General features: G+C 65.1%; 22 protein-coding genes. 9 read left to right on the top strand and 13 right to left on the bottom strand.

The window, feature by feature from the left end:
* Positions 1–7: 7 nt before the first annotated feature.
* Positions 8–1132 (top strand): glycosyltransferase, encoded by a 1125-nt coding sequence (locus WJS89_RS12295; protein WP_346341272.1) that lies wholly within the window; start codon positions 8–10, stop codon positions 1130–1132.
* On the opposite strand, the gene WJS89_RS12290 is transcribed toward WJS89_RS12295, so the two are convergent.
* The 6 genes from WJS89_RS12290 to WJS89_RS12265 form a co-directional block, all read right to left on the bottom strand.
* Positions 1060–1974, bottom strand: a complete 915-nt coding sequence (locus WJS89_RS12290; protein ID WP_346341271.1) for a glycosyltransferase family 2 protein — start codon at positions 1972–1974, stop codon at positions 1060–1062. The genes WJS89_RS12295 and WJS89_RS12290 overlap by 73 nt on opposite strands.
* Positions 1971–3089 carry a glycosyltransferase gene (locus tag WJS89_RS12285; RefSeq protein ID WP_346341270.1) on the bottom strand — a complete coding sequence of 373 codons (1119 nt, stop codon included), beginning with the start codon at positions 3087–3089 and terminating at the stop codon, positions 1971–1973. Before WJS89_RS12285 ends, WJS89_RS12290 begins: the two co-directional genes overlap by 4 nt.
* Positions 3086–5194 carry an HAD-IIB family hydrolase gene (locus WJS89_RS12280; protein ID WP_346341269.1) on the bottom strand — a complete coding sequence of 703 codons (2109 nt, stop codon included), beginning with the start codon at positions 5192–5194 and terminating at the stop codon, positions 3086–3088. The genes WJS89_RS12285 and WJS89_RS12280 overlap by 4 nt, the downstream gene beginning before the upstream one ends.
* A 71-nt stretch (positions 5195–5265) precedes the next feature.
* Positions 5266–6006: a Crp/Fnr family transcriptional regulator gene (locus WJS89_RS12275; protein WP_346341268.1), complete on the bottom strand. Its 741-nt coding sequence runs from the start codon at positions 6004–6006 to the stop codon at positions 5266–5268.
* A 13-nt stretch (positions 6007–6019) separates the two neighbouring features.
* A complete protein-coding gene (locus WJS89_RS12270; RefSeq protein WP_346341267.1) occupies positions 6020–6307 on the bottom strand; it encodes a GNAT family N-acetyltransferase in 288 nt (95 codons plus the stop codon).
* Between the two features lie 31 nt (positions 6308–6338).
* Entirely contained in the window at positions 6339–7019 is a 681-nt protein-coding gene (locus WJS89_RS12265; RefSeq protein WP_346341266.1) for a queuosine precursor transporter, read from the bottom strand.
* A 114-nt stretch (positions 7020–7133) separates the two neighbouring features.
* On the opposite strand from WJS89_RS12265, the gene WJS89_RS12260 reads away from it, so the two are divergent.
* Genes WJS89_RS12260 through WJS89_RS12240 form a run of 5 tightly spaced genes read left to right on the top strand, consistent with a single transcriptional unit; the run spans position 7134 to position 11835 of the window.
* Positions 7134–8126, top strand: a complete 993-nt coding sequence (locus WJS89_RS12260) for an adenosine kinase (RefSeq protein WP_346341265.1) — start codon at positions 7134–7136, stop codon at positions 8124–8126.
* Positions 8123–8698, top strand: coding sequence for an LOG family protein (locus WJS89_RS12255; protein ID WP_346341264.1), 576 nt, complete (start codon positions 8123–8125; stop codon positions 8696–8698). The genes WJS89_RS12260 and WJS89_RS12255 overlap by 4 nt, the downstream gene beginning before the upstream one ends.
* A 30-nt stretch (positions 8699–8728) precedes the next feature.
* Positions 8729–10009, top strand: coding sequence for a NupC/NupG family nucleoside CNT transporter (locus WJS89_RS12250; protein ID WP_431994020.1), 1281 nt, complete (start codon positions 8729–8731; stop codon positions 10007–10009).
* Positions 10010–10066: 57 nt separating this feature from the next.
* Positions 10067–11011 (top strand): isopenicillin N synthase family dioxygenase, encoded by a 945-nt coding sequence (locus WJS89_RS12245; RefSeq protein ID WP_346341262.1) that lies wholly within the window; start codon positions 10067–10069, stop codon positions 11009–11011.
* 35 nt (positions 11012–11046) lie between these two features.
* Positions 11047–11835 carry a thioesterase family protein gene (locus WJS89_RS12240; protein ID WP_346341261.1) on the top strand — a complete coding sequence of 263 codons (789 nt, stop codon included), beginning with the start codon at positions 11047–11049 and terminating at the stop codon, positions 11833–11835.
* Here WJS89_RS12240 and WJS89_RS12235 read toward each other — a convergent pair.
* From WJS89_RS12235 to WJS89_RS12225, 3 genes are all read right to left on the bottom strand, one after another.
* Positions 11832–13019 (bottom strand): GGDEF domain-containing protein, encoded by a 1188-nt coding sequence (locus tag WJS89_RS12235; protein WP_346341260.1) that lies wholly within the window; start codon positions 13017–13019, stop codon positions 11832–11834. The genes WJS89_RS12240 and WJS89_RS12235 overlap by 4 nt on opposite strands.
* A 151-nt stretch (positions 13020–13170) precedes the next feature.
* Positions 13171–13614, bottom strand: a complete 444-nt coding sequence (locus WJS89_RS12230; RefSeq protein WP_346341259.1) for a cytidine deaminase — start codon at positions 13612–13614, stop codon at positions 13171–13173.
* Positions 13611–15062: an AMP nucleosidase gene (locus tag WJS89_RS12225; RefSeq protein WP_346341258.1), complete on the bottom strand. Its 1452-nt coding sequence runs from the start codon at positions 15060–15062 to the stop codon at positions 13611–13613. The genes WJS89_RS12230 and WJS89_RS12225 overlap by 4 nt, the downstream gene beginning before the upstream one ends.
* Positions 15063–15142: 80 nt before the next feature.
* Between WJS89_RS12225 and WJS89_RS12220 the strand changes: the two genes are divergently transcribed.
* Genes WJS89_RS12220 through WJS89_RS12210 form a run of 3 tightly spaced genes read left to right on the top strand, consistent with a single transcriptional unit; the run spans position 15143 to position 18251 of the window.
* A complete protein-coding gene (locus WJS89_RS12220) occupies positions 15143–15583 on the top strand; it encodes a MarR family winged helix-turn-helix transcriptional regulator (protein ID WP_346341257.1) in 441 nt (146 codons plus the stop codon).
* Positions 15580–16716 (top strand): HlyD family secretion protein, encoded by a 1137-nt coding sequence (locus WJS89_RS12215; RefSeq protein ID WP_346341256.1) that lies wholly within the window; start codon positions 15580–15582, stop codon positions 16714–16716. The genes WJS89_RS12220 and WJS89_RS12215 overlap by 4 nt, the downstream gene beginning before the upstream one ends.
* Positions 16713–18251 carry a DHA2 family efflux MFS transporter permease subunit gene (locus tag WJS89_RS12210; protein ID WP_346341255.1) on the top strand — a complete coding sequence of 513 codons (1539 nt, stop codon included), beginning with the start codon at positions 16713–16715 and terminating at the stop codon, positions 18249–18251. Before WJS89_RS12215 ends, WJS89_RS12210 begins: the two co-directional genes overlap by 4 nt.
* Before the next feature lie 32 nt (positions 18252–18283).
* Here WJS89_RS12210 and WJS89_RS12205 read toward each other — a convergent pair whose 3' ends face one another.
* The 4 genes from WJS89_RS12205 to rplM form a co-directional block, all read right to left on the bottom strand.
* Positions 18284–19135 (bottom strand): serine hydrolase domain-containing protein, encoded by an 852-nt coding sequence (locus WJS89_RS12205; protein WP_346341254.1) that lies wholly within the window; start codon positions 19133–19135, stop codon positions 18284–18286.
* A 123-nt stretch (positions 19136–19258) separates the two neighbouring features.
* A complete protein-coding gene (locus WJS89_RS12200; protein ID WP_346341253.1) occupies positions 19259–19672 on the bottom strand; it encodes a hypothetical protein in 414 nt (137 codons plus the stop codon).
* 88 nt (positions 19673–19760) lie between these two features.
* Positions 19761–20327, bottom strand: coding sequence for a 30S ribosomal protein S9 (gene rpsI, locus WJS89_RS12195; RefSeq protein WP_346341252.1), 567 nt, complete (start codon positions 20325–20327; stop codon positions 19761–19763).
* Entirely contained in the window at positions 20327–20806 is a 480-nt protein-coding gene (gene rplM / locus WJS89_RS12190; RefSeq protein WP_346341251.1) for a 50S ribosomal protein L13, read from the bottom strand. The genes rpsI and rplM overlap by 1 nt, the downstream gene beginning before the upstream one ends.
* Positions 20807–20913: the final 107 nt, after the last annotated feature.

Raw genomic sequence — 20913 nt, 5'->3', positions numbered from 1 at the left:
AACGAGGATGATGTTCACAGCTTCCGTCCCTCGGCGCATCGCGGTCATCGCGCATATGCGCTTCCCGATCCGTCCTCCGTTCAAGGGCGGGATGGAATCGCATACGCACGCGCTGGTTCGCAGCCTCAAGGCGCGGGGGCACGAGGTCGCGCTCTTCGCATCGGGTGACAGCGATCCGTCCTTGCCGCTCGTGCCCGCCTGTGAGCGGCATTACGAAGCAGACATGCCGTGGGCGCTCTGGCACGGCGATGCCCGCTTCGACGCGATGCAGAAACGCATCTTCAACACCGCATGGGACGAGATGCGTGGTTTTGCGCCCGATGTCGTCCACAACAATTGCCTTTATGGCGATATTCCGCGCTGGGCGGCGCGGGACGGGATCGCGATGGTCACCGTCCTGCACGTGCCGCCGTTCGCCCGTCTCTCCTCGGCCGTCGAAGAAGTGTGCGACGATCCCGGGCAGCGGTTCGTGACCGTGAGCCGTTCGCAGCTGAAACACTGGCCCACCGGAGGCCATCCGCATTTCTCCGCCGTTCCCAACGGCATCGATCTCGATCGGTGGGGACAGGGTCGCGAACGGCGCGAGAGCGCGGTCTGGATCGGCCGGATAACGCCGACGAAAGGCACCGCCATGGCCTGCCGCGCGGCATTGACGGCGGGAATGCCGCTGTCGCTTTACGGACCGATCGAGGACGAGGGCTATTTCGCGGAAACGGTGGCGCCGCTGCTCGGAGATCAGATCCGCTACGAGGGCGCGCAGTCTGCGGACCGGCTGCGCGATGCGTATCGCCGGGCCCGGGTGGCGCTCGTCACGCCATGCTGGGACGAGCCTTTCGGCCTCGTGGCGGCGGAGGCGCTGGCATGCGGCACACCGGTTGCGGGCTTTGCCCGCGGTGCGATCGGGGAAGTCGTCGGCGAGGCCGGCTGCCTTGTCGAGGAAGGCGATGTGGCGGGTCTGGCTCGAGCGATGCGGCGCGCATCGTCGATCGCTGCGGATACGTGTCTTCGTCGAGCAGGTCTCTTCAGCCAGCAGCGGATGCTCGAACGATACGAAGCGCTTTACGAGAGCGCCATCTCGGGTGCCGCTTCGCGCGCTTCGAGTTGCTCGAGGACGGTGGCCGAACTCGCATAAGGCTGGTGTTCCTGCTGGCGGGTGAGCTGCAGGTCCTCCTCGCGCGTGGGGCGAAGGCGCTTCCATCGCCCGTTAACCGGCGCGGCGAGCCCCATGAGCCGAAAGCAGCGCAGCCAATGCTCCATCGTATGATGCCCCCATTTGTCGCGAAACCGCTCGGCATTGGCGATGACGCTGTCGAGATGGTGGACGGGCGGCATGTGGTGGCGATGATACTGGTGATAGGCGCGCGCACCGCGGACCCACCAGAAGCGATGTCCGGCTTCCTGCGCCATACGACCAAAGTCGGTGTCCTCGCCGCCATAGCCGTCGTAGCCTTCGTCGAACCCGCCGATGTCGTCCCACGTTCGCTTGGAAATCGCGAAATTCAGTGACCAGAAGCAGCGATAGTCGCTGCAGGGGCCGAGCGGTTCGACGGGAGGACCGGCGCGCTCGCTATGCTCGACCGAGCAATCGTCGAACGCTTCCCAGTCGATTCCGCCTTCGGTGGCGCCTTGAGGGAGATAGCGGACTTCGCCCATCAGGATGCCTTCCGCATGCGCCGCGTCCGCATAGTCGCCGACGAGTTCGGGCGCGGGGATGCAGTCGATATCGAGAAAGACGAGCAGGTCATCGCGTGCTGCGCGGGCGGCGGTATTGCGGGCTTTGGCCAGTTGCAGTCCGTCGCCGGTCACGAAGATCTGGCGGATCGGAAAGTCCGTCTCGGGCAGGTCGTAGAGCTGGTCCTGCATGACCCCGATGACCAATTCGTCGGGCTGGCATCGCGATGCGCGAAGGCCGCGCACGAGAAGGTCGAGATGCGCGGCGCGGCCCGCGCCGATGGTGCAGACGCTGATGGTCACGACGCCAGTTCCTTCTCGGCAGGCTTCTCGGACCAGATTGCGCACGCGGTCTCGTCGATCCAGCGTGCCGCTGCTTCGGCGGCTCCCGGATCGAAGAGGCTGCGCTGGCGCGACAGGTCGAGCGCGAATGCGTCGTCCACGGCGCGTTGCCAATGCATCATGTCGGCAGGCCAGTCGGACGGCGCGATGGCAACCTTGGCGCGTGCAAGGGCCTCGGCCTTGCGGCGCTGCTCGGCAAAATAGCGCCATTCGGGCACGACGATCCATGGGCGTCCGAGCGCGAGGATCTGGTGCACCGTGCTGTTCCCAGCCGAGGAGATGACGAGATCGCTGGCGGCGAGCCAGTCGGCGACCGTCTCGACCCAGCCGAGATGCTCGAGATTGGAAGGCGTGGTGGCATGCCATTCATGGCGAACCTTGCCGAGCGTCACCCATCGCATCGACGGATGGGCGCGTGCGGCGAGGGTGAGCGGCGTCGTGGGAAGCCCGTCCCCGCCACCGCCGCCGAGAACGACCGCGAGGCGCTGCGACGGGTCGATCCCGAGCCGCTGCCGTGCCTCGGCGCGCTTCGATGGCACGGGGTCGACGCCGACCCCGGGGAAGAAGCGGGTTTTCTCTGCCCAGCGGGCGCGGTCCCCCTGGTCGAGCGCGGCATGATAGGGCGCGAGGAGTCCGATCGCGCCGTCGTAGGCGCTCGCGTGGCCTGCATCGCAGCGGTCGCCGTGCTGGAGGACGGCGACGTGCGGTACCGAGGCGATGCGTGCGAACTGCGCCAGTTCGGCACTCACGTCAGTGATGAAAAGAGCGGGACGCGCACTCTCGAACCAGCGTCCCAAGGTCGCGATCGCTCGCGTGATCCCGGGCCACCCGAGCGGCGCGCAATGCAAGGTTTCCGGGGTCGCCGTTTCCGGCATGGCGACGGGTTCCGTGCCCTCGGGTTCGAAAAGCGAGGGGAGATGCACGGTCTCGATGCGCGCATCGAGCGGCACCGCCTCGTCGAAGCGATGCGAGAAGAGGGTGACGGGGCGACGCTCGACCAGTCGCGCCGCGATGGCGGCCGCGCGGTTGAGATGACCGCGTCCCTGGTGGTGGACGAAATAGCCGATCGGTCTCATGCCGCTGCCCTCCGCATCGAGCGCGAGGCGCGCAGGACCCCTTCGACGACGCCCAGCGCATGCGGACGAGCAGCGGCGTGGACGTTCTTCCGACCGATCAGGTGGGCAAGGGCAGGTTCGTGGTTGGCGACGAGAACCGCGTTCGGACAGGCCGCCAGCATGTCCTCGTCATTTCCGCTGTCTCCGGCGGCGACGACCCGTTCGGGCCGGATGCCGAGCTTCGAGGCGACCCAGAAGAGGGCGGCGGCCTTGCCCGCGCGCGCGGGGAGAATGTCGAGAAGCGTGGCGTGACTTGCGATGACCCGTGCATCGAGGCCCGCATCGTCGAAGCGGGCGCGAACCTCGGCGACGACCGAAGGGTCATCGAAGGTGTAGGATCGCTTGAACTCGCGTTGTTCGAGGAGCGGCTGGGGCGCAAGTCCGGCGACTTTCGCGAGCGCCGCCTCGACGGCTTTGGGATGCCAGCCTTCGCGAATCATCAGGGAAAAGTCGTCATCCCGTTCGCGCGCGCCGTCCGATGCGCACCAGTAGATTTCGCTTCCGACCGAAGTGATCATGACCCGGGGATGCGGCAGGTCCCAGCGATCGAGCACCATGTCCGCCTGTTGCAACGAACGACCTGTCGCGACTCCGAACGCCCATGCGCTCTGGCGATCGATGAGGCGGCCGAAGCGGCGAGCGCCGGCGGCGCAGCCGGTGAGCGTGTTGTCGATGTCGCACAAGACCAGAAGGTCGGGCCTGGGCTGCCGCACCGCATTTTTCGGCAGCAGGCCGCGGGCGACGGAAAGGAAACGCGCGGCATAGACATCCCACTGGCCCGTATCGACCTTTTCGAGGGCAGAGGCGGAATGACGGGCCCAGGCCCGGTGGTCGCCAAGAAGACGATTGGCGGCACGCGCAAGCGCCGCGCCGTCGCGGGGGTCGACCGCCACGCCGTGACCATAATGCGAGATGATGTCCTTGGGCCCACCCTGATCGGTCACGATGACGGGGAGGCCGTGTGCTGCCGCTTCCACAATGGTCAGTCCGTACGGTTCGAACAGCGCGTTGTTGACGAACAGTCCGCGCTGCTCGCGGGCGAGGGCGTAAAGCCCGTCGGCTTCATTGCGGGTGTGACGCTTGGGATAGGCGATCGAGCCGTAGAGGTCGTGGCGGTCGATCGTGTCGAGCATGGCCCGGTGTACCTGGCGGCATTCATCCTCTTCATCGGCGATGTCGTCGCGAAGGCCCGCCAGGATCACGAGATTGGCGCGCTTTCTCAATTCCTTGTCGCAGCCGTACGCATCGATCAGCGCGACGAGGTTTTTCTTCTCCACCGGGCGGGCGATGGCGAGGAGAAAGGGTTTGCCGGGCTCGCGAAGGAAGGGCGCGATCAATCGGCGTGCGGCGTTCGTGTCAGCCGCGCCCTCGGGAATGCGGGCCACTCCGGGCGCGACATGATGGATGCGTTCCGGCCGCGCGCCCTCGTAGCGCATCAACTGACGTTCGCATTCGTCCCGCGAAGAACCGATCACGGCGTCCGCGCCCGCGATGGCGGCGCCTTCCTGTGCCAGCCGCCGCGTCAGTCCCTCGCTTAACTCGCGCATCGCATCGCTCTTGTCGGCGGCAAGCGAGTGGGCGGTGAAAACATAGGGAATTTTGAAGCGCTCTCGCACGGCACTGGCCGCCGCGGCGGCATCTGCGAAATGGGCGTGGAAGATGTCGGGCCGTGGTTCTTGTTCCAGCCTCTCGATTAGGGCGGCCGTCCAGCCCGCAAGATCGTCGGCGAGCGCTTCCTTCGACAGGTAGCGGGGGTTGTCGCTCGAGACGCGAAGGATGCGGACCTTGTCGCTGACACGTTCCTCCGCCTCGGCATACTCAGGCCCGAGATAGGGCGCGTCGAACCGCCGCGTGTAGATATCGACCGCCGCGACGTCCGCGCGCTCGGCAAGCGCCAGCGCCTCGTCCATCAGGTAGGTGATATGCCCGCCCGTATCGGGGGTCAGCCCGAAGGCGATTGGGGGCGCCTTGATGCATCCTCCGAGCGCGATCATGCCGATGCGGAGCGGCTGGCGGTCGCGGGAATCGGGCGAGGGGGCCGGGACGTCGATTTTCGAAGGGATCATTCTTCAAGGGACGCGAGGAGAAGGGTTCGCGTTCCCGGTAAACGCGCTGATAATTGTTTAAGGTGATATACTTAGTAGGGGTCGGACAATTCCAGTTCACCCTCGCCGTAGAGATAGTCTCCGCGGAATTCGCCGACCCGCGCCAATTCGTCTCGATCGAGGATCACGAGGCCCAGATGATCGTCGCGACTGGCAATCAGCCCGCGTTCGCGCAAGAGACGAAAGGTCCGGTTGGCATGGATAGGGGTGATACCGCACGCCTCGGCATAGTCGGCCTGCCGCATCGGCACCTCGAGATGCTCGCCGTCGAAGCGACCGACATGTTCGAGGCGGCGCGCGAGCTCGCAGATCAGATGCGCGATCCGGCCTTCGGCGTTGAGACGTCCAAGGCGGAACACCCATTCGCGGTGGATGGCCGCATCGAGCAGGGTCGAGAACCACATCAGCCGCGCGAGCCGCGGTTGCTCGGCGACGAGCCGGCCAAGCGTTTGATGCTTGAAGATCGCAAGCTTCACGTCGCCGAGCGAGGCCACGTCATGGTCGAGCTTTTTCATGGGGAAGCTATGAAGGTCGACCCAGTCCCCCACGACCTGAATGCCGGCACTCTGCCGATAGCCGTCGCGGTCCTGGAGGTAGCGGGTCATGAAGCCGTCGATGAGGTAGAAACTGCGATCGACCTTCTCGCCGCGTTTGACGAGCGTCGTGCGCGACGGGACATCGACGACCTCGTCGATCGCCCCTTCCAGCGCTTCGCGTTCGCGCTCGGTAAGAGCCTCTCGAAGCCGTCCTTTCAGAAAATCGTCGGTGATCATGCCTGCGTCTCGGCTACTTGCCCTGGACGACGTCGTCCCATCCGTGTCGTTCGGCCTCGGCCTTGAAGAAGGGGCAGACGGGAATTATCGTCCAGCCCTTCTCGCGCGCATCGGCGACGGCCCGTTCGGCCAGTTTCTCGCCGATGCCCTGTCCGCGCGCGGAAGGCGGCACGTAGGTATGATCGAGCATGATGAGTGTATCGTTGGTGCGGCTGAAGGTCATCTCAGCCTCTTCCTCGACGCCGTCGGGCGTGAAATGCCAGCGACCGCGACCGTTCTGTTCGTCAAATTTTATGTCCATGCACCGCCCAACATTCCAGGCGGCGAATGGTTCAGGCTTCCACGCGGGGGCGATCGAGCCGGCGCGCGAGCGCGACCATCGCATAGATGAGCGGAGGGAAGAGGACGGCCGAGAGGATGACCTTGGCGAGCATCTGTCCGGCCATCAGGTTCGCGATCGGGAAGACGCCGTAAAAGGCGACCGAGATGAAGATGAGCGTGTCGAGCGCCTGGCTGACCATGCCCGCGACCGCGCTGCGCAGCCACAGGAGTCGGCCGCCCGGACGCCGCAGTTTGTCGAAGATCCAGACATTGAGCAGCGTCGAGATGCCGTAGGCGAGAATGCCGCCGAGCCAGATACGCGGAGTGGAGGCCAGAAGGAGGTTGAGGGCATCGAGCCGCTCGGCTTCCATTTCGGGCGCCGGCGGGAGCGCGAGGATGATGACCGTCAGCAGCGAGGCGACGAGGAGAGGGACGAAACCGAACAATACCATGCGGCGGCCTGCCCCGGCGCCGAACAATTCGGTCACCGCCGATGAGGTCACGACAAGCATGAGAAACGCAAAAATGCCGGCCTCGACCGCCAGCGTGCCGAAGCCGGGGATCGGAAACAGTTCGACCTGCTTGTTGGCGAAGACCCCCGCGATGCACACCATGCCGCCATAGAAGACGGACAGCGCGAAGAGAGACAGGGGAATGGCGGTCGGCGCGGGGCGCGAGGGCTGGTCGATCATGGCGGGTTTGTGCCGACAATGGCGCCCGAAATAAAGGCTTTTGATTGACGCACCGCAGGCTCGCGGCTAGGCGGTCACGACTTTTTCCCGACACCAAGTTGACCGAAAGGCGTCATGAGCGATCCCCGCTTCGATATCGTTGCCATGGGCGATGCAATCGTCGACGTGATCGCGCCGTGCCAGCCGGAATTTCTGGCCGAACATCGCCTGCCTGCGGGTTCGATGCAACTGTTGGCGCCGCACGAGGCCGACCGTCTCTATGCGAGCATGGGTGTCGCGGAAGAACATTCGGGCGGGTCGGCGGCAAACAGCATGGCGGGGATCGCGGCGATGGGGGGCAAGGCGGCCTTCATCGGCCAGATCGCCGCCGATCAGTTCGGCACGATCTTTGCGCATGACCTTCGCTCGCTCGGCGTGCATTTCGATACGCCGCCGCTTGTCGCGAGCGCCGATTGCCCGACCGGTCGCTGTCTCATTCTCGTCACTCCCGATGGCCAGCGCACGATGAACACGGCGCCCGGCGCCAGTCACGAACTGGTACCGCAGGCGGTCAGTCCCGACCTCGTTCGCGATGCGCGCATCCTCTATCTCGAGGGCTATCTGTTCGGCCCCGAAAAGCCGCGCAGCGCGATGGAAGCCGCGCGCCACGTGGCGCACGATGCCGGGCGGGAAGTGGCCTTCACGCTGTCCGAAAGCGTCATCATCTCGGAACGCCGCGATCGCTTCACGGCGATGATCGAGGAAGGCGGGATCGATCTTCTGTTCTGCAATTCGGACGAAGCCGTGATGCTGACGGGTGCGGCGGATGTCACGGCCGCCGAGGACCGGTTGGCGCAGAAGGTGAGGACGCTGGTCGTCACCCATGGGGCCGGGGGCGCCAATGCGCTTCAGGACGGAAAGCGGGTGAGCGTGCCCGCCGTTCCGGTCGCGCAGGTCGTCGATACGACGGGCGCGGGCGATCTCTTCGCCGCCGGTTTTCTCGCCGCGCGCGCCAAGGGCGCGGGGCTGGAGAAGTGCCTGTCGACGGGCGCGATTGCGGCTGCCGAAGTCATTGCCCACTACGGCGCGCGCCCCGAAAGCGATCTTGGAAAGCTGGTCGACCTGTGAACCTCAATCGCATCGCCATCTATTGCGGCCACCAGGCGGGCGACAATCCGGCCTATGCCGATACCGCCGTCGCGCTTGCGAACGCGATGGCGCAGCGCGGCATCGATCTCGTCTATGGTGGCGGGAAGCTGGGGCTGATGGGCATCGTGGCCGACACGATCCTCGCGGCGGGCGGCAAGGTCTATGGCGTCATTCCGCAGAGCCTCGTCGATGTCGAAGTCGCGCATCAGGGGCTGACCGAACTGTACCCGGTGCCGGGTATGCACGAGCGCAAGGCCAAGATGACCGAGCTGACCGATGCGTTCGTCTGCCTGCCGGGCGGGATCGGGACGATGGACGAATTGATGGAAGCCTGGACATGGAATGCGCTTGGTTATCATGCCAAGCCCTTCTGCCTGTTGAACGTCAACGGCTTCTGGGACGGGTTCGCGTCCTTTTGCGACACGGTGCGCGACGAGGGGTTCATGAGCCCCGACCGGCGCGCGCAACTGCTGATGGCGGCGACGCCGGTCGATGCCATCGAAAAGCTGGACGCCGCGGCGGGGGCCGCGCAAAAGGGCATGGTCTGGTAACGCCGGGGAGGGCGACACGTGCAAGTTCTGATGAGTTTCGCTGGGATCGCGCTGATCCTGCTGATCGCTTTCCTGCTGTCTGCCGATCGCCGGTCGATCCGGCTACGCGTCGTCGGCGCCGCGTTCGCGCTGCAGGCTGCCATTGCCGCGCTCGTCCTCTATGTGCCGTGGGGCAAGGACGTGCTGAGCTGGATGGCGGGGGGCGTGTCCAATCTCCTCGGCTATGCGCAAGCCGGCACCAATTTCATCTTCGGCCCGATCGCGACGCCCGAAATTGGCGGCAACAGTTTCGCGATCGCGGCGCTGCCGGTCATCGTCTTCTTCGCCGCGCTCATCGCCATCCTTTATCACGTCGGCCTCATGCAGCTGATCATCAAATGGGTCGGCGGCGGCCTGCAGAAGATCACCGGGATCACCAAGGTCGAAAGCCTCGCAGCGGGCGCCAACATCTTCGTGGGCCAGTCGGAAAGCCCGCTGGTGGTGAAGCCCTATCTCGCGCGCCTCGCGCCGAGCCAGCTGTTCACCATCATGTCGGTCGGCATGGCGGGCGTGGCGGGTACCATTCTTGCTGCTTATGCGGCCATGGGGATCGACATCGAGTTCCTGCTCGCCGCCGCCTTCATGAGCGCCCCCGGCGGGATCCTGATGGCCAAGATCATCATGCCCGATCCCAAAACCGTTACCGAAGGCGTAGATGCGGACGTCGCACTGTCACGCGCGCCCAAGGATGCGGTGTCCGTGGCGCTCGACGATGCCGAGATCGACGATGTCGATCCGCACGCCGACGAGGAAAAGCCCGCCAACATCATCATGGCCGCCGCGATGGGCGCGCAGACGGGCGTCAAGCTCGCGGTCGCGGTTGCCGCGATGGTCTTGAGCTTCGTCGCGCTGGTGGCGCTGGCCAACGGACTGCTCGGCGGCGTCGGCAACTGGTTCGGGGTCGAGGGTCTCACCTTCCAGCGCATAGTCGGCTATGTCTTCCAGCCCATCATGTATCTGATCGGCGTGCCGTGGGACGAAGCCAATTTGGCGGGCGGCCTGTTCGGCACGAAGGTCGTTCTCAACGAGTTCGTCGCCTTCATCGAACTGGGCGGCCTCGAGGGCCTCAGCCAGCGCACCGTCGCGATCGTGACCTTCGCGCTGTGCGGTTTCGCCAACTTCTCCTCGATCGCGATCCAGATGGCGGTGACCGGCGGCCTCGCGCCCAACCAGCGGCCGACCATCGCGCGGCTGGGCTTGCGCGCGCTGGCGGCGGGCAGCCTTGCCAACCTCATGAGCGCGGCGCTTGCGGGACTCCTGCTCAGCTTCTGAGGCTGCGGCTTCCATTGATGTTTGCACGCACGCTCGCGCGGCGTTACGAAGCGCGTCATGAACCAGGTTCTCACCTCCGATACGGTCGCGTCCGTCAGCCTCGACGACGCAGGCACTCCCGACTTTACCCGTGAGCTGGGGGAAAGCTTCGTCGACTACGGCTTCGCCATCCTGCGGGATCACGGGATCCCGCAAGAGCTGATCGAGCGGGCCGAAGCCAAGTCGAAAGCCTTTTTCGCCTTGCCCGAAGACGTGAAGCGTCAGTATTTCATCGAGGGGATGGGCGGCGCGCGGGGGCTGACTCCGTTCGGGATCGAGACGGCCAAGGGCGCCAAGGCGCACGACCTCAAGGAGTTCTACCACGTCGGGCGCGAACTGCCCGAAGGACACAAGTTCGCCGACGTGATGCCGCCCAATGTCTGGCCTGAAGAGGTCGACGGCTTCAAGGAAACCTTTCTCGAGCTCTACGATGCGTTCGACGCGGCGGGGCGCAAGGTCCTGACCGCAATCGCCGAATATCTCGAGATCGATACCGACTGGTTTCTCGACAGCGTGCGCGAGGGCAATTCGGTCATGCGCCTGCTCCATTATCCCCCGCAGCCCGAGCCGACAGGCGAGCATATTCGCGCGGGCGCGCACGAGGACATCAACACGATCACGCTGCTGCTGGGTGCCGAGGAGGCGGGTCTCCAGCTCAAGACGCGCGAGGGCGAATGGCTCGACGTCAGTCCCAAGCCGGGCGAACTCGTCATCAACATCGGCGACATGCTGCAGCGGCTGACCAACGGAAAGCTGCGGTCGACCAGCCACCGCGTCATCAACCCCGCGCCGGATCGCGCCAGTAACGCGCGATACTCGATGCCCTTCTTCCTCCACTTCCGCCCCGACTTCGAGATCGAAGCGCTGCCGTCCTGCGTGCCCGACGGCGAGGAGCCGAAGTGGCCGCCGATCAGCAGCCACGAGTATCTCATGGAACGCCTGCGCGAGATCAAGCTGGCATAGATTGCGGTTTGCAACGGACTTGCTAGGGTTCGGGAATGGCCAATCTTTCTGACGCGCTACAATCCTTTGCCCGTGACGGCGACCGCTTCACGATCGTTGCGCCAGAAGCGTGGGCGCAGGGGCGCACGCTTTATGGCGGGATGACGTTGGCGCTCGCGCACGAGGCAGCGCGGCGCTACTTCGACGACTTGCCACCGCTCCGGAGCGCGCAATGCGTCTTCGTCGGACCGGCATCGGGCAGGCTGCATTTCATGCCCGGATTGCTACGGCGCGGGCGCTCGACGACGATGGTCGCGGTCGAGGCGGTCAGCGACGAGGGGCCGGTGCTGCGCGCCAGTTTCGTCTTCGGCGCCGACCGCGAGAGCGAGGTATCCGTGGATTCGCCGCCCTTGCCGCAGGTCCTGGCGCCCGAACAATCGGGGCCCTTGTTCGGACATTCTGAAAGCCGCGCGCCCGGGTTCACCGCGAACTTCGACATGCGGCTCGGCGGCGGTTCTCAGGGCGGATCGGGGGGCGAGGCGATGATGGCCGTCTGGTCGCGCTTTACCGAGGCGCCCGATTGCGACCCGACGACCGCTTTGCTCGCTATTGCGGACGCACCGCCGCCCGCGGCGATCACGCGGTTCCCCGTGATGGGGCCGCTCTCCAGCGTGACCTGGCACGTCGATATGATTGCGCCATGGGACGATCCGGCGGGGTGGGTGCTTGCCCGGGCGGAAGCCGATCAAGCCGCGAGCGGCATGACGACGCAGGACATGAAATTGTGGAGCGAGTGCGGCGACTGCCTCGCCATCGGTCGCCAGCAGATCGCGATTTTCGTCTAGGCGGTGGCGGTCGTTACCGCAGGGGCCTGCATGGAGGCGTCCTGCTCGATCACGCCATTGACGTCGGAGACGAGCATGACCGTCCGGTTCCGGCCCGCGCGCTTGGCGGCGTAAAGCGCATCGTCGGCACGCGCCAAAATGCGCGAGAGATCTTCTTCGCCCGAATAGACGCCGACACCCACGCTCATCGTGGGCGCGAGTTCGCCGAGATCGAGCTTTTTCGTCTGCTCGGTCGCACGATGGCGCAGTCGTTCGGCAAGCGCGTGCGCGGCATGGGCGGAGGCGCGAGGCAGGAGCACCGCGAACTCATCGCCACCAACGCGGCCCGACACCGGGGCGATGTCGCGCAGCGCCTTGGAGACGGCCTCGATCACCGCATCGCCGCGCGCATGGCCGTAGCGGTCGTTGACGTCCTTGAAGCAGTCGAGATCGCAATAGAGGAGCGCGCCGAACCTGCCGCGCTGTTCCTGGGCAAGGCTCATGAAATATTCGCGGCGCAGAAGGCCGGTCTGTTCGTCACGCTGAGACAGGGTCCGCAGATCGCCGACGAAGCCCATGAGTCCCCGCCCGATCAGGATCAGGACGTACAGGCTCGCAATCGCGCCGCTGGCGTAGAGGAACGCGGTCTCGCCGGATGACCCGGTGAAATCGCCGACCGACGAGGACAGGGTTTGACGGGTCCACCAGAAGGGCAGGCGAACGAGGAATGTGGCGGCAAGAAGGGCGGCGCAGGCTATCACCATCCGGTCGACGAGCGAGCGGTGGTCACGCCGCATGAGACGATAGACGGGTTCGAGAGCCGCCAGCGCGAGCGTCACTTTGAAGAGCGAACCCACGATGAGATAGGGCGTGCCGAGCAGGAGCAGGCTGGTGCAGGCAAGACAGACCGTCGCGACTGCGGCCCAAAAGGTCGCATAGCGCCGATCGTCGCGCGCAATGAGCCGCACGGCGTTGGCGATGCAGAACAGGGCAGCAGGAATGCCGATGAAACCGACCGCGGCCTCGAAAGGCGAGGTGGGCAGCAGCTCGAACGCGATCGACATCGCAACCGCGCTCAGAAGCGCCCCCGTCAGCCAGCCAAGCGAACTTTCGCCGCGCATCGCATAATGAAGCGCACAGCATTTGATCGCCAGAAAGGCGAATATTCCGAGCTGGACGCTCAGGATGCTGACGGTTTCGATCATGACGCCCTTGCCGCTATGCCCGTCACGGGCTTGGAAAACAATGCCCGCCCGCTTGCTCGGGTTCCCCAAGCCTCATCGCTTTTGGGGAGCATCGCCTGATTTTCCAACGCCTTAGGCGGGTGTAGGGAGCGTTAGCCGCACCGACCTCTTCCTAGGCCCCGTCGGCGAGATTCTCAGGTCCGAAACCATGGGGGATCAGGTCGCGGATCGACAGACGTTCGACCGCGCGTCCATCGCCCGATGCGGCAAGGATGGCGAGGTCACGCCCTGCAAGATGCGCGGCTTCGAGGATCGCCTGTCGGCAGCCACCGCACGGGGTGACGCTCTGGGCCCCCGCCAATTCCTCTCCCGAACCATCGCCACCCGCCACCGCGATGCGCCTGATGCGGGCGAGGCCGAAGGCGTGTTGCGCCGCCGTCAGCGCGCTCTGCTCGGCGCAAATACCGAGGCGGTAGCAGGCGTTTTCCATATTGGCGCCGGTGACGACCTCGCCATCTTCGCTTTCGATCGCGCAACCGACCGAGAAGCCCGAATAGGGAGCATAGGCTTTCATGGCGGCCGCGCGCGCGGCGGCGATCAGGTCCTCGTCGGTCATCGCAGGGGCGGCTCGTCGAAGCTGCGCAGCTTGCGGCTGTGCAATCCGTCGCCCTCGTGGCGCAGATGCTCGAGCGCCTTGATGCCGATGCGAAGATGCTGGCTGATAGCCTTTTCGTAGAAGCTGTTGGCCTGTCCCGGCAGCTTGAGTTCACCATGCAGCGGCTTGTCCGACACGCACAAGAGGGTGCCGTAGGGGACGCGGAAACGATAGCCCTGCGCAGCGACGGTCGCGCTTTCCATGTCGATGCCGACCGCACGGCTCTGGTTGAAGCGCATCGCCGACAGGGTGAAGCGCAATTCCCAGTTGCGATCGTCGGTGGTGACGACCGTGCCGGTGCGAAGCCGCTTCTTCAGCTCGTCCTCGCTCTCTTCGGTAATGTCGATCGCCGCGTTGAAGAGCGCCGTCTGAACCTCGGCGATGGCGGGGATGGGGATCTCTACCGGCAGCACGTCGTCGAGGACATGATCATCGCGCAGATAGGCGTGAGCGAGCACATAATCGCCAATCGTCTGACTGGGGCGGAGGCCGCCGCAGTGGCCGATCATCAGCCATGCCTCGGGTCGCAGCACCGCGATATGGTCGCAGATCGTCTTGGCGTTCGAGGGTCCGACGCCGATGTTGACGAGCGTGATGCCCTCGCCGTTTTCGGCAACGAGGTGATAGGCGGGCATCTGGTGACGCCGCCAAGTGCCCGCCGCAATCTGCGCCTCGGCATCGTTGAGCTGTCCGCGCTCGTAATAGCCGCCAGGTACGCTGAAACCGACGAAGCGACTGTCCTCGCGGCGCAGTTCGTCGATTGCAAAGCGCACGAATTCGTCAACGTAGCGGACGTAGTTGGTGAACAGGACGTAGCGCTGGAAATGCCAGGGCGAGGTGCCGCTATAGTGCTTGAGACGCGCGAGGCTGAAGTCGGTGCGCGGCCCGTCGAATAATGCCAGCGGGCGCGAGGGGTGGAGGGAGAAATCCCAGACGCCGTCCGCAACTTCGTCACCAATCAGTTCCAGGTCGGTCGAGGGAAACCAGCGCGAAAGTTCGGCCGAGGAAATGCCCGACAGGTCGAGGTCGATCTGGTCGAGCACGAAGGGGTAGGGAATTTCGCTATGACTGCGTCCGGCCGAAACCGTCACGTCATAGTCGCGGATGAGATGCGTCAACTGCTCCTTGAGATAGGTCCGGAACAGCGCCGGGCGCGCAACCGAGGTCGAGTAGGTGCCTGGCTGGTTCAGCCGGGCGAAGGCGCGTCCGGGAACAGGGACCTCGCTACGCGGATCGTGGACGATGCGCAGTTCGGGATACGCGAAGAGGCCGCTCTCGCGCTCGTTCTGGGCGGGACGCTCGCCATCTTCGGCGTAGGCGCGCAGCGCGCTGTGGAGATTGGCGACACTCTTTTCGTAGATGGCCTCGAGTTCGTCGAGGAGGCCGTCGATATCGTTTTCGTCTGTCATGATGGAGCGTCACTGACGCCAAAAACGCCGCCCTTCAAGCCCCATTGCGGTTAATAAGTGTGCTTATTATATGCGCCGCTATGAAAGAATTGGGATTCGCGGTCGGTGAAACGGCGCACACTCTGCGGCGCTACTTCGATCGGCGTGCGGCGGATCATGGCGTGACGCGCTCGCAGTGGCGCGTTCTCGCGCGGCTCGAGCGCGAACCCGGGCTCAAGCAGGTCGAACTGGCCGACCGGCTGGATATCGAGCCGATCACCCTTTCGCGGATTGTCGATCGACTTGCCGACGCGGGTCTCGTTGCGCGCGAGCGTGATCCCGACGATCGACGCGTGCGGCGATTGCGCCTGACCGCGGAAGCGGCGCCCATACTCGAGAAGCTGCATCTCGTTGCCGACGAGGTCACGCGAGAGGCCTTTGCGGGACTGGATCCCGAACGACTGCGGCGATTGAGCGACACCCTCAAAATTATCCGCGCGAACGTCGCGGCGATTGAAACGGACGAACAGGTGACCTCATGAGCGAAACTATCGAGAAAAAGGTAGATGGCGATGCGCCGCGCGAGGACGGCCCCACGACGGCGCCGACGCTTGCAACAACGAATGATCTCGATGCCGATGTCGTGGAGGACGAGGATTTCATCGACGCCGAGCCACGCGCATCGACGCGTCGTCGTCGGCTCAAGACGCTCCTCATGCTCATCGTTCCGCTCGCGATGGCGGGCGCGGGGCTGTTCTTCTGGCTGACGGGCGGAAAGACGGTCGAGACCGACAACGCCTATGTGAAACAGGACATCGTGTCGGTGAGCGCGCAGGTCGGGGGGCCGGTCGTCGAGGTGTTCGTCAAGGAGGGCGATCACGTCGAGGCGGGCGATCCGCTGTTTCGCATCGATCCCGAACCCGCCCGCGTCGCGCTTCTCCAGGCAGAAGCGCAATTGGCAGCCGCCAATCTCGAGACGCGCCAGCTCAACGTCAGTGCCGCGGGGACAGGGGCGGATATCGGCGGCGCGCAGGCCGATCTCGCGACCAAGCGGTCCGCGCTCTCGCGCCAGCAGGACCTGCTCGACCGCGGCTTCACGACGCGGGCGAGCTACGAGGAAGCACTCAATGCCGTGCGGCAGGCCGAAACGCGACTGGCGGACGCGCATTCGCGGGCGGCGAGCGCCAATGCGGCGATCGCGCCCAAGGGCCAGCAACCGCAGATCGCGGCAGCCAATGCGGCGATCGCGCAGGCCAGGCTCAACCTCAAGAACGGACTCGTACGCGCCCCGATGGCAGGGACGATCTCGAAGTCGCAGAAGCTCCTTCCCGGTCAGACCGTCATTCCGGGCGTCGGAATGCTGTCGATCGTGCGCGACGGGACGGCATGGGTCGAGGCCAATTTCAAGGAAGGCGATCTGGCACGCATCAGCCCGGGGTTGGCTGCGCGCGTTCGCTTCGACGCCTATCCGGGCGACGTCGTCTCGGGCCATGTCGAAAGCATCGGTGCGGGCACGGGCAGCGAATTCTCGGTGCTTCCGGCGCAAAATGCGAACGCCAACTGGGTCAAGACCACCCAGCGTGTGCCCGTGCGCATCGCATTCGACGAGGAACCGCCTCGCGAGATGATCGCGGGTTTGTCGAGCGTCGTCGAGATCGACCTGCCGGATCGATGATCGGCGAGAATCTCAGCCCCACCCGCCGCGCGGCGGTCACGGTTGCGGTCATGCTCGCGGTGCTCATCCAGGTTCTCGACACGACCATTGCCAATGTGGCCTTGCCGCATATGCAGGCGAGTCTCGGCGCGACGCAGGAAACGATCAACTGGGTGCTGACGAGTTATATCGTCGCCTCCGCCATCGCGCTGCCGATCGCGGGCTGGCTCGCGGACCGCGTAGGGCGCAAGCGGCTGCTGGTGATCTCGGTCATCGGCTTCACGATCAGCAGCTTCCTGTGCGCCATCGCGACCTCGCTGTCCGAGATGGTGCTGTTCCGACTGCTGCAGGGCGCAACGGGCGCTTTTCTCGTTCCGCTCGCGCAGGCGACATTGTTCGACATCAATCCCCCCGAGCGCCATGCCCGCGCAATGGCGTTGTTCGGCGGCGGCGTGATGATCGGTCCGATCCTCGGCCCCGTGCTCGGGGGATGGCTGACCGACAGTTTCGACTGGCGCTACGTCTTCCTCGTCAACATTCCCGTCGGCGCGATCGCGACGGTCATGCTGCTGCGTTTTCTTCCCGAGACCGAGCGCAGCAGCCGCAGGTTCGACCTGTTCGGCTTCGCGCTGCTCGGCCTGTCGCTGGCCAGTCTGCAGTTACTGCTGGAGCGCGGACATCAGCTCGACTGGTTCCAGAGCATCGAGATCTGGCTCGAACTGGCGATTTTCGCGGGCGCTGGCTGGATGTTCCTCATCCATACCGTGCTGGGCCGCGATCCCCTGTTCGAGCGACAGATGTTCCTCGATCGCAATTTCTCGATCGGCCTTCTTTTCATGGTCGTGACCGGTGTTCTGCTGCTCGCCGGTCTCGCGCTTCTGCCGCCGCTTCTCCAGAAGCTCTACGGCTATTCGGTTCTGCAGTCGGGTATCCTCACCATGCCGCGCGGCATCGGCACCCTCCTCTCGATGCTGATGGCGGGCCGCCTGGTCGGCAAGGTCGATCTGCGCGTCCTGGTCGCGCTCGGCATGGGGCTCATGGGATGGTCGACGCATATGATGACGGGCTTCGCGATCGAAATGGGGGCGGGGCCGATCATCTGGTCGGGTGTCGTCCAGGGCCTCGGCCTCGGCCTCGTCTTCGTGACGATGCAGAGTCTCGCCTTCGCGACGCTCGAGCCGCGGCTGCGCACCAGCGCGGCCAGCCTTCTCAATCTCTCGCGCAATATCGGCGGATCGGTCGGCATCAGTCTCGTCGCTACCCTGCTCGCGCGCAACATGCAGATCGCCCATGCGGACATGGCGGCGAATGTCGATGAAAGCGTGGTGCCGCGGATCGTCGACCAGATCGGCGGGCAGGCGGGGCTCGACGCGGGCACGGCGCTCGCGGTGATCGACGCCGAAATCAACCGCCAGGCGGCCTTTATCGCGTATCTCGACGATTTCCAGGCGATGACCTGGCTGACCTTCGCGGCGATCCCGCTCGTCCTCCTCCTCCGGCCGCTCGGTCCGGCAAAACGGGGCGAACCGCCCGCGCAGCCGGCGATGGCGGACTGACTCCTACGTCGCGCGAGCGCGACGGAATGGGATCAGGGCGCGGTGCGGCGCAGCATGTAGAGAGCCAGCGGTTCGGCAGACTCATCCGAACTGTTGAGCAGGACGACGGCGCCCCGGTCGGCGGCGGGCTCGATCCACAAGGCGGTACTGAAGCCCCCGGTCCCACCGTTGTGAAGCCAGAAACGCTGCTTCCCAACATCGATCTGGAAAAGGCCGAGGCCGACCGTTGCCGAACCCATCGCGGGGCTCTTATCCGCCACGAGCATGTCGACATGGTTGCTCCATCGCTCGTCCGGTTCGGCGAGCAGGCGCGCGAACGCGGTCACGTCACCCAGCGTGGAGACAAGGCCGCCGGCAGGGGCGATCATCGCGAGGTGCCAGGGCGGCGTCTTCTCGCCATTCGCATAGGCGTCCACGAGGCCCTGTTTGTCGAAGTCGGTGTGCTCAAGCCCCATCGGCCGGACGATCCGCTCCATGAGCAGGCTCTCGAAATCACGTGCCGCGGCATGCGCGAGCGCCTGGCCGAGCAACGCGAAGCCCGCGTTGGAATAAGCGAACTCCGCATCGGGCTCGGCGACAGGCTCGACCTCCCTCAGCCAGGTCGAGAAGGCTTCCTCGTTGAAGCTAGCATAAGGATCCAGCGGATCGCGGACCTGCATCCCGGTGGCGTCGATCAAGGGCGCGGGAACGCTGGCGATCCCGCTGCGATGGGCGGCGAGCATCCGCAGGGTGATGTGCGGGGCGTTGGCGAGCGCACCTTCGGGCAGATGCTTCATTACCGAATCGTCCAGCGACACTTCACCGGCGAGAACCATGTCGGCGAGAAGCAGGCTGGTGAAGACCTTCGTGATCGAGCCGATCTCGAAACGTGTGTCCCCGTTCACGTCGCCGATGAAGAAGTCCTCGTCGGACGCTCCTTCGAAGCGCGCGGCGGCGACGCGATATCCATCCTTGTTTTCGACGACTGCCGCCAGCTTCTCGCGGACGGCTGCAGCATCCGGACTCTTTCAGTCGTCTGGGGCGCTCGCCGCTTCGGATTCCGGCGTCCAGTCGGAGCGCTCGAGCGTGAGCGGGAGTTCGCCCGGACCCTGCTTGAACGTGCCCACAAATGCCTCGCCGTTATAGGTGCCTTCGTAGGATGCTGCGACTTCGGGGATGTTGATGGTCAGCACGTCGTCGCTCAGCGCGACGCCGCTCACGGGAAGCCCGCCGCCACCCTGGTCGGGGCTGTAGGCCATCGCTTCGAGCGTGCCGTCCTTGTCCTCGTCCGTCAGCTGGATAACGAACCGCAATTGGTTGCCGGGGATTTCGAGGACGCCTTCCCAGGTGCCGATGGCTCCGGCGGCGTCGATGTCCTGCGCATGGGCGGCGACAGGAGCGGCGAACAGCGCAAGGGCTGCGAGGGGGGCAAGATGCTTCATGGCGACGATGATACGCGCGTCGGCCCAAAAGAAAAGGCTGCCCGGTTTCCCGGACAGCCCTTTTCTCGATCTTGGCAGCTCGCTCGCTTTAGCGCTTCGAGAACTGGAAGCTGCGGCGGGCCTTGGCGCGGCCGTACTTCTTACGCTCGACCACGCGGCTGTCGCGGGTGAGGAAGCCGGCGGCCTTGACCGTCGAGCGGAGCGCCGGTTCGTAGCGGGTCAACGCCTGCGCGATGCCGTGCAGGACCGCACCGGCCTGGCCAGAAAGACCGCCGCCCTTGACGGTGGCGATCACGTCATACTGGCCCGCGCGATCGGTAATGCCGAACGGCTGGTTGATGACGAGACGCTGCGTCGGACGGGCGAAATAGACGCCCTGGTCACGGCCGTTGACCGTGATCTTGCCCGAACCGGGCTTGAGCCAGACGCGTGCGACGGCGTCCTTGCGGCGACCGGTCGCATAGGCGCGGCCCAGATCGTCGATTTCCTGCTCGCGAAGCGGTGCGGGCTCGCGTTCCGGTGCCTGCGGAGCTTCGGATTCCGGGGTCGCGCTCTCGGTCTTTTCCGGAGCGGTCACCGTGTCCTCGTTCGTGGTGCCCTGGTCCTGCTTGGTCAGTTCGCCAAGCGCTTCGAGACCCTTCTTTTCGTCGGCCATTATGCGCCCACCTTGTTCTTGCGGTTCTTGGAGCCGAAGTCATAGACCTCGGGGCTCTGGCCATCGTGCGGATGCTCGGTGCCATTGTAGAGGTGCAGGTTCTTCATCACCGCACGGCCAAGCGGGCCGCGGGGAACCATGTTCTTGACGGCCTTCTCCAGCACGCGCTCGGGGAACTTGCCCTCGAGGATCTTCGCCGGGGTCGTCTCCTTGATCCCGCCCGCATAGCCCGTGTGCTTGTAGTAGATCTTCTTGTTGGCCTTGTCCGAGGTGAAGCGGACCTTGTCGGCATTGATGACCACGACATGGTCGCCATTGTCGACGTGCGGCGTGAAGCTCGCCTTGTGCTTGCCGCGAATGAGCTTCGCGATCTCGCTGGCGAGGCGGCCGACCACCAGATTTTCGGCATCGATGAGATGCCATTTCTTCTCGACCTCGTGCGGCTTGGCCGGCTTGGTCGTCTTCATCAGCGCCTTCATGGCCTGATCTCCCGATGTAAAAAATACGAAAAGGCGAGGGTGCAGTCCCCCGCCGTTGGGCGCGCTAATGATGGAAAGGCGCGATTAAGTCAAGCAATCCGCGCGGT

It is taken from the genome of Sphingomicrobium aquimarinum (assembly GCF_039655735.1).
GTDB classification, from domain to species: Bacteria; Pseudomonadota; Alphaproteobacteria; order Sphingomonadales; family Sphingomonadaceae; genus Sphingomicrobium; species Sphingomicrobium aquimarinum.
This window is presented reverse-complemented; position numbering and strand designations above follow the sequence as displayed.

Bases quoted from the DNA above. Each gene is read 5' to 3' on its own strand.
- WJS89_RS12270 (WP_346341267.1), bottom strand. From the start codon at position 6,307: ATGGACATAAAATTTGACGAACAGAACGGTCGCGGTCGCTGGCATTTC.
- WJS89_RS12295 (WP_346341272.1), top strand. From the start codon at position 8: ATGATGTTCACAGCTTCCGTCCCTCGGCGCATCGCGGTCATCGCGCAT.
- WJS89_RS12265 (WP_346341266.1), bottom strand. From the start codon at position 7,019: ATGATCGACCAGCCCTCGCGCCCCGCGCCGACCGCCATTCCCCTGTCT.
- WJS89_RS12275 (WP_346341268.1), bottom strand. From the start codon at position 6,006: ATGATCACCGACGATTTTCTGAAAGGACGGCTTCGAGAGGCTCTTACC.
- WJS89_RS12230 (WP_346341259.1), bottom strand. From the start codon at position 13,614: ATGACCGACGAGGACCTGATCGCCGCCGCGCGCGCGGCCGCCATGAAA.
- WJS89_RS12200 (WP_346341253.1), bottom strand. From the start codon at position 19,672: ATGAAGCATCTTGCCCCCCTCGCAGCCCTTGCGCTGTTCGCCGCTCCT.
- WJS89_RS12285 (WP_346341270.1), bottom strand. From the start codon at position 3,089: ATGAGACCGATCGGCTATTTCGTCCACCACCAGGGACGCGGTCATCTC.
- WJS89_RS12210 (WP_346341255.1), top strand. From the start codon at position 16,713: ATGATCGGCGAGAATCTCAGCCCCACCCGCCGCGCGGCGGTCACGGTT.
- WJS89_RS12245 (WP_346341262.1), top strand. From the start codon at position 10,067: ATGAACCAGGTTCTCACCTCCGATACGGTCGCGTCCGTCAGCCTCGAC.
- WJS89_RS12215 (WP_346341256.1), top strand. From the start codon at position 15,580: ATGAGCGAAACTATCGAGAAAAAGGTAGATGGCGATGCGCCGCGCGAG.
- WJS89_RS12240 (WP_346341261.1), top strand. From the start codon at position 11,047: ATGGCCAATCTTTCTGACGCGCTACAATCCTTTGCCCGTGACGGCGAC.
- WJS89_RS12260 (WP_346341265.1), top strand. From the start codon at position 7,134: ATGAGCGATCCCCGCTTCGATATCGTTGCCATGGGCGATGCAATCGTC.
- WJS89_RS12235 (WP_346341260.1), bottom strand. From the start codon at position 13,019: ATGATCGAAACCGTCAGCATCCTGAGCGTCCAGCTCGGAATATTCGCC.
- WJS89_RS12220 (WP_346341257.1), top strand. From the start codon at position 15,143: ATGAAAGAATTGGGATTCGCGGTCGGTGAAACGGCGCACACTCTGCGG.
- WJS89_RS12225 (WP_346341258.1), bottom strand. From the start codon at position 15,062: ATGACAGACGAAAACGATATCGACGGCCTCCTCGACGAACTCGAGGCC.
- rplM (WP_346341251.1), bottom strand. From the start codon at position 20,806: ATGAAGGCGCTGATGAAGACGACCAAGCCGGCCAAGCCGCACGAGGTC.
- rpsI (WP_346341252.1), bottom strand. From the start codon at position 20,327: ATGGCCGACGAAAAGAAGGGTCTCGAAGCGCTTGGCGAACTGACCAAG.
- WJS89_RS12280 (WP_346341269.1), bottom strand. From the start codon at position 5,194: ATGATCCCTTCGAAAATCGACGTCCCGGCCCCCTCGCCCGATTCCCGC.
- WJS89_RS12250 (WP_431994020.1), top strand. From the start codon at position 8,729: ATGAGTTTCGCTGGGATCGCGCTGATCCTGCTGATCGCTTTCCTGCTG.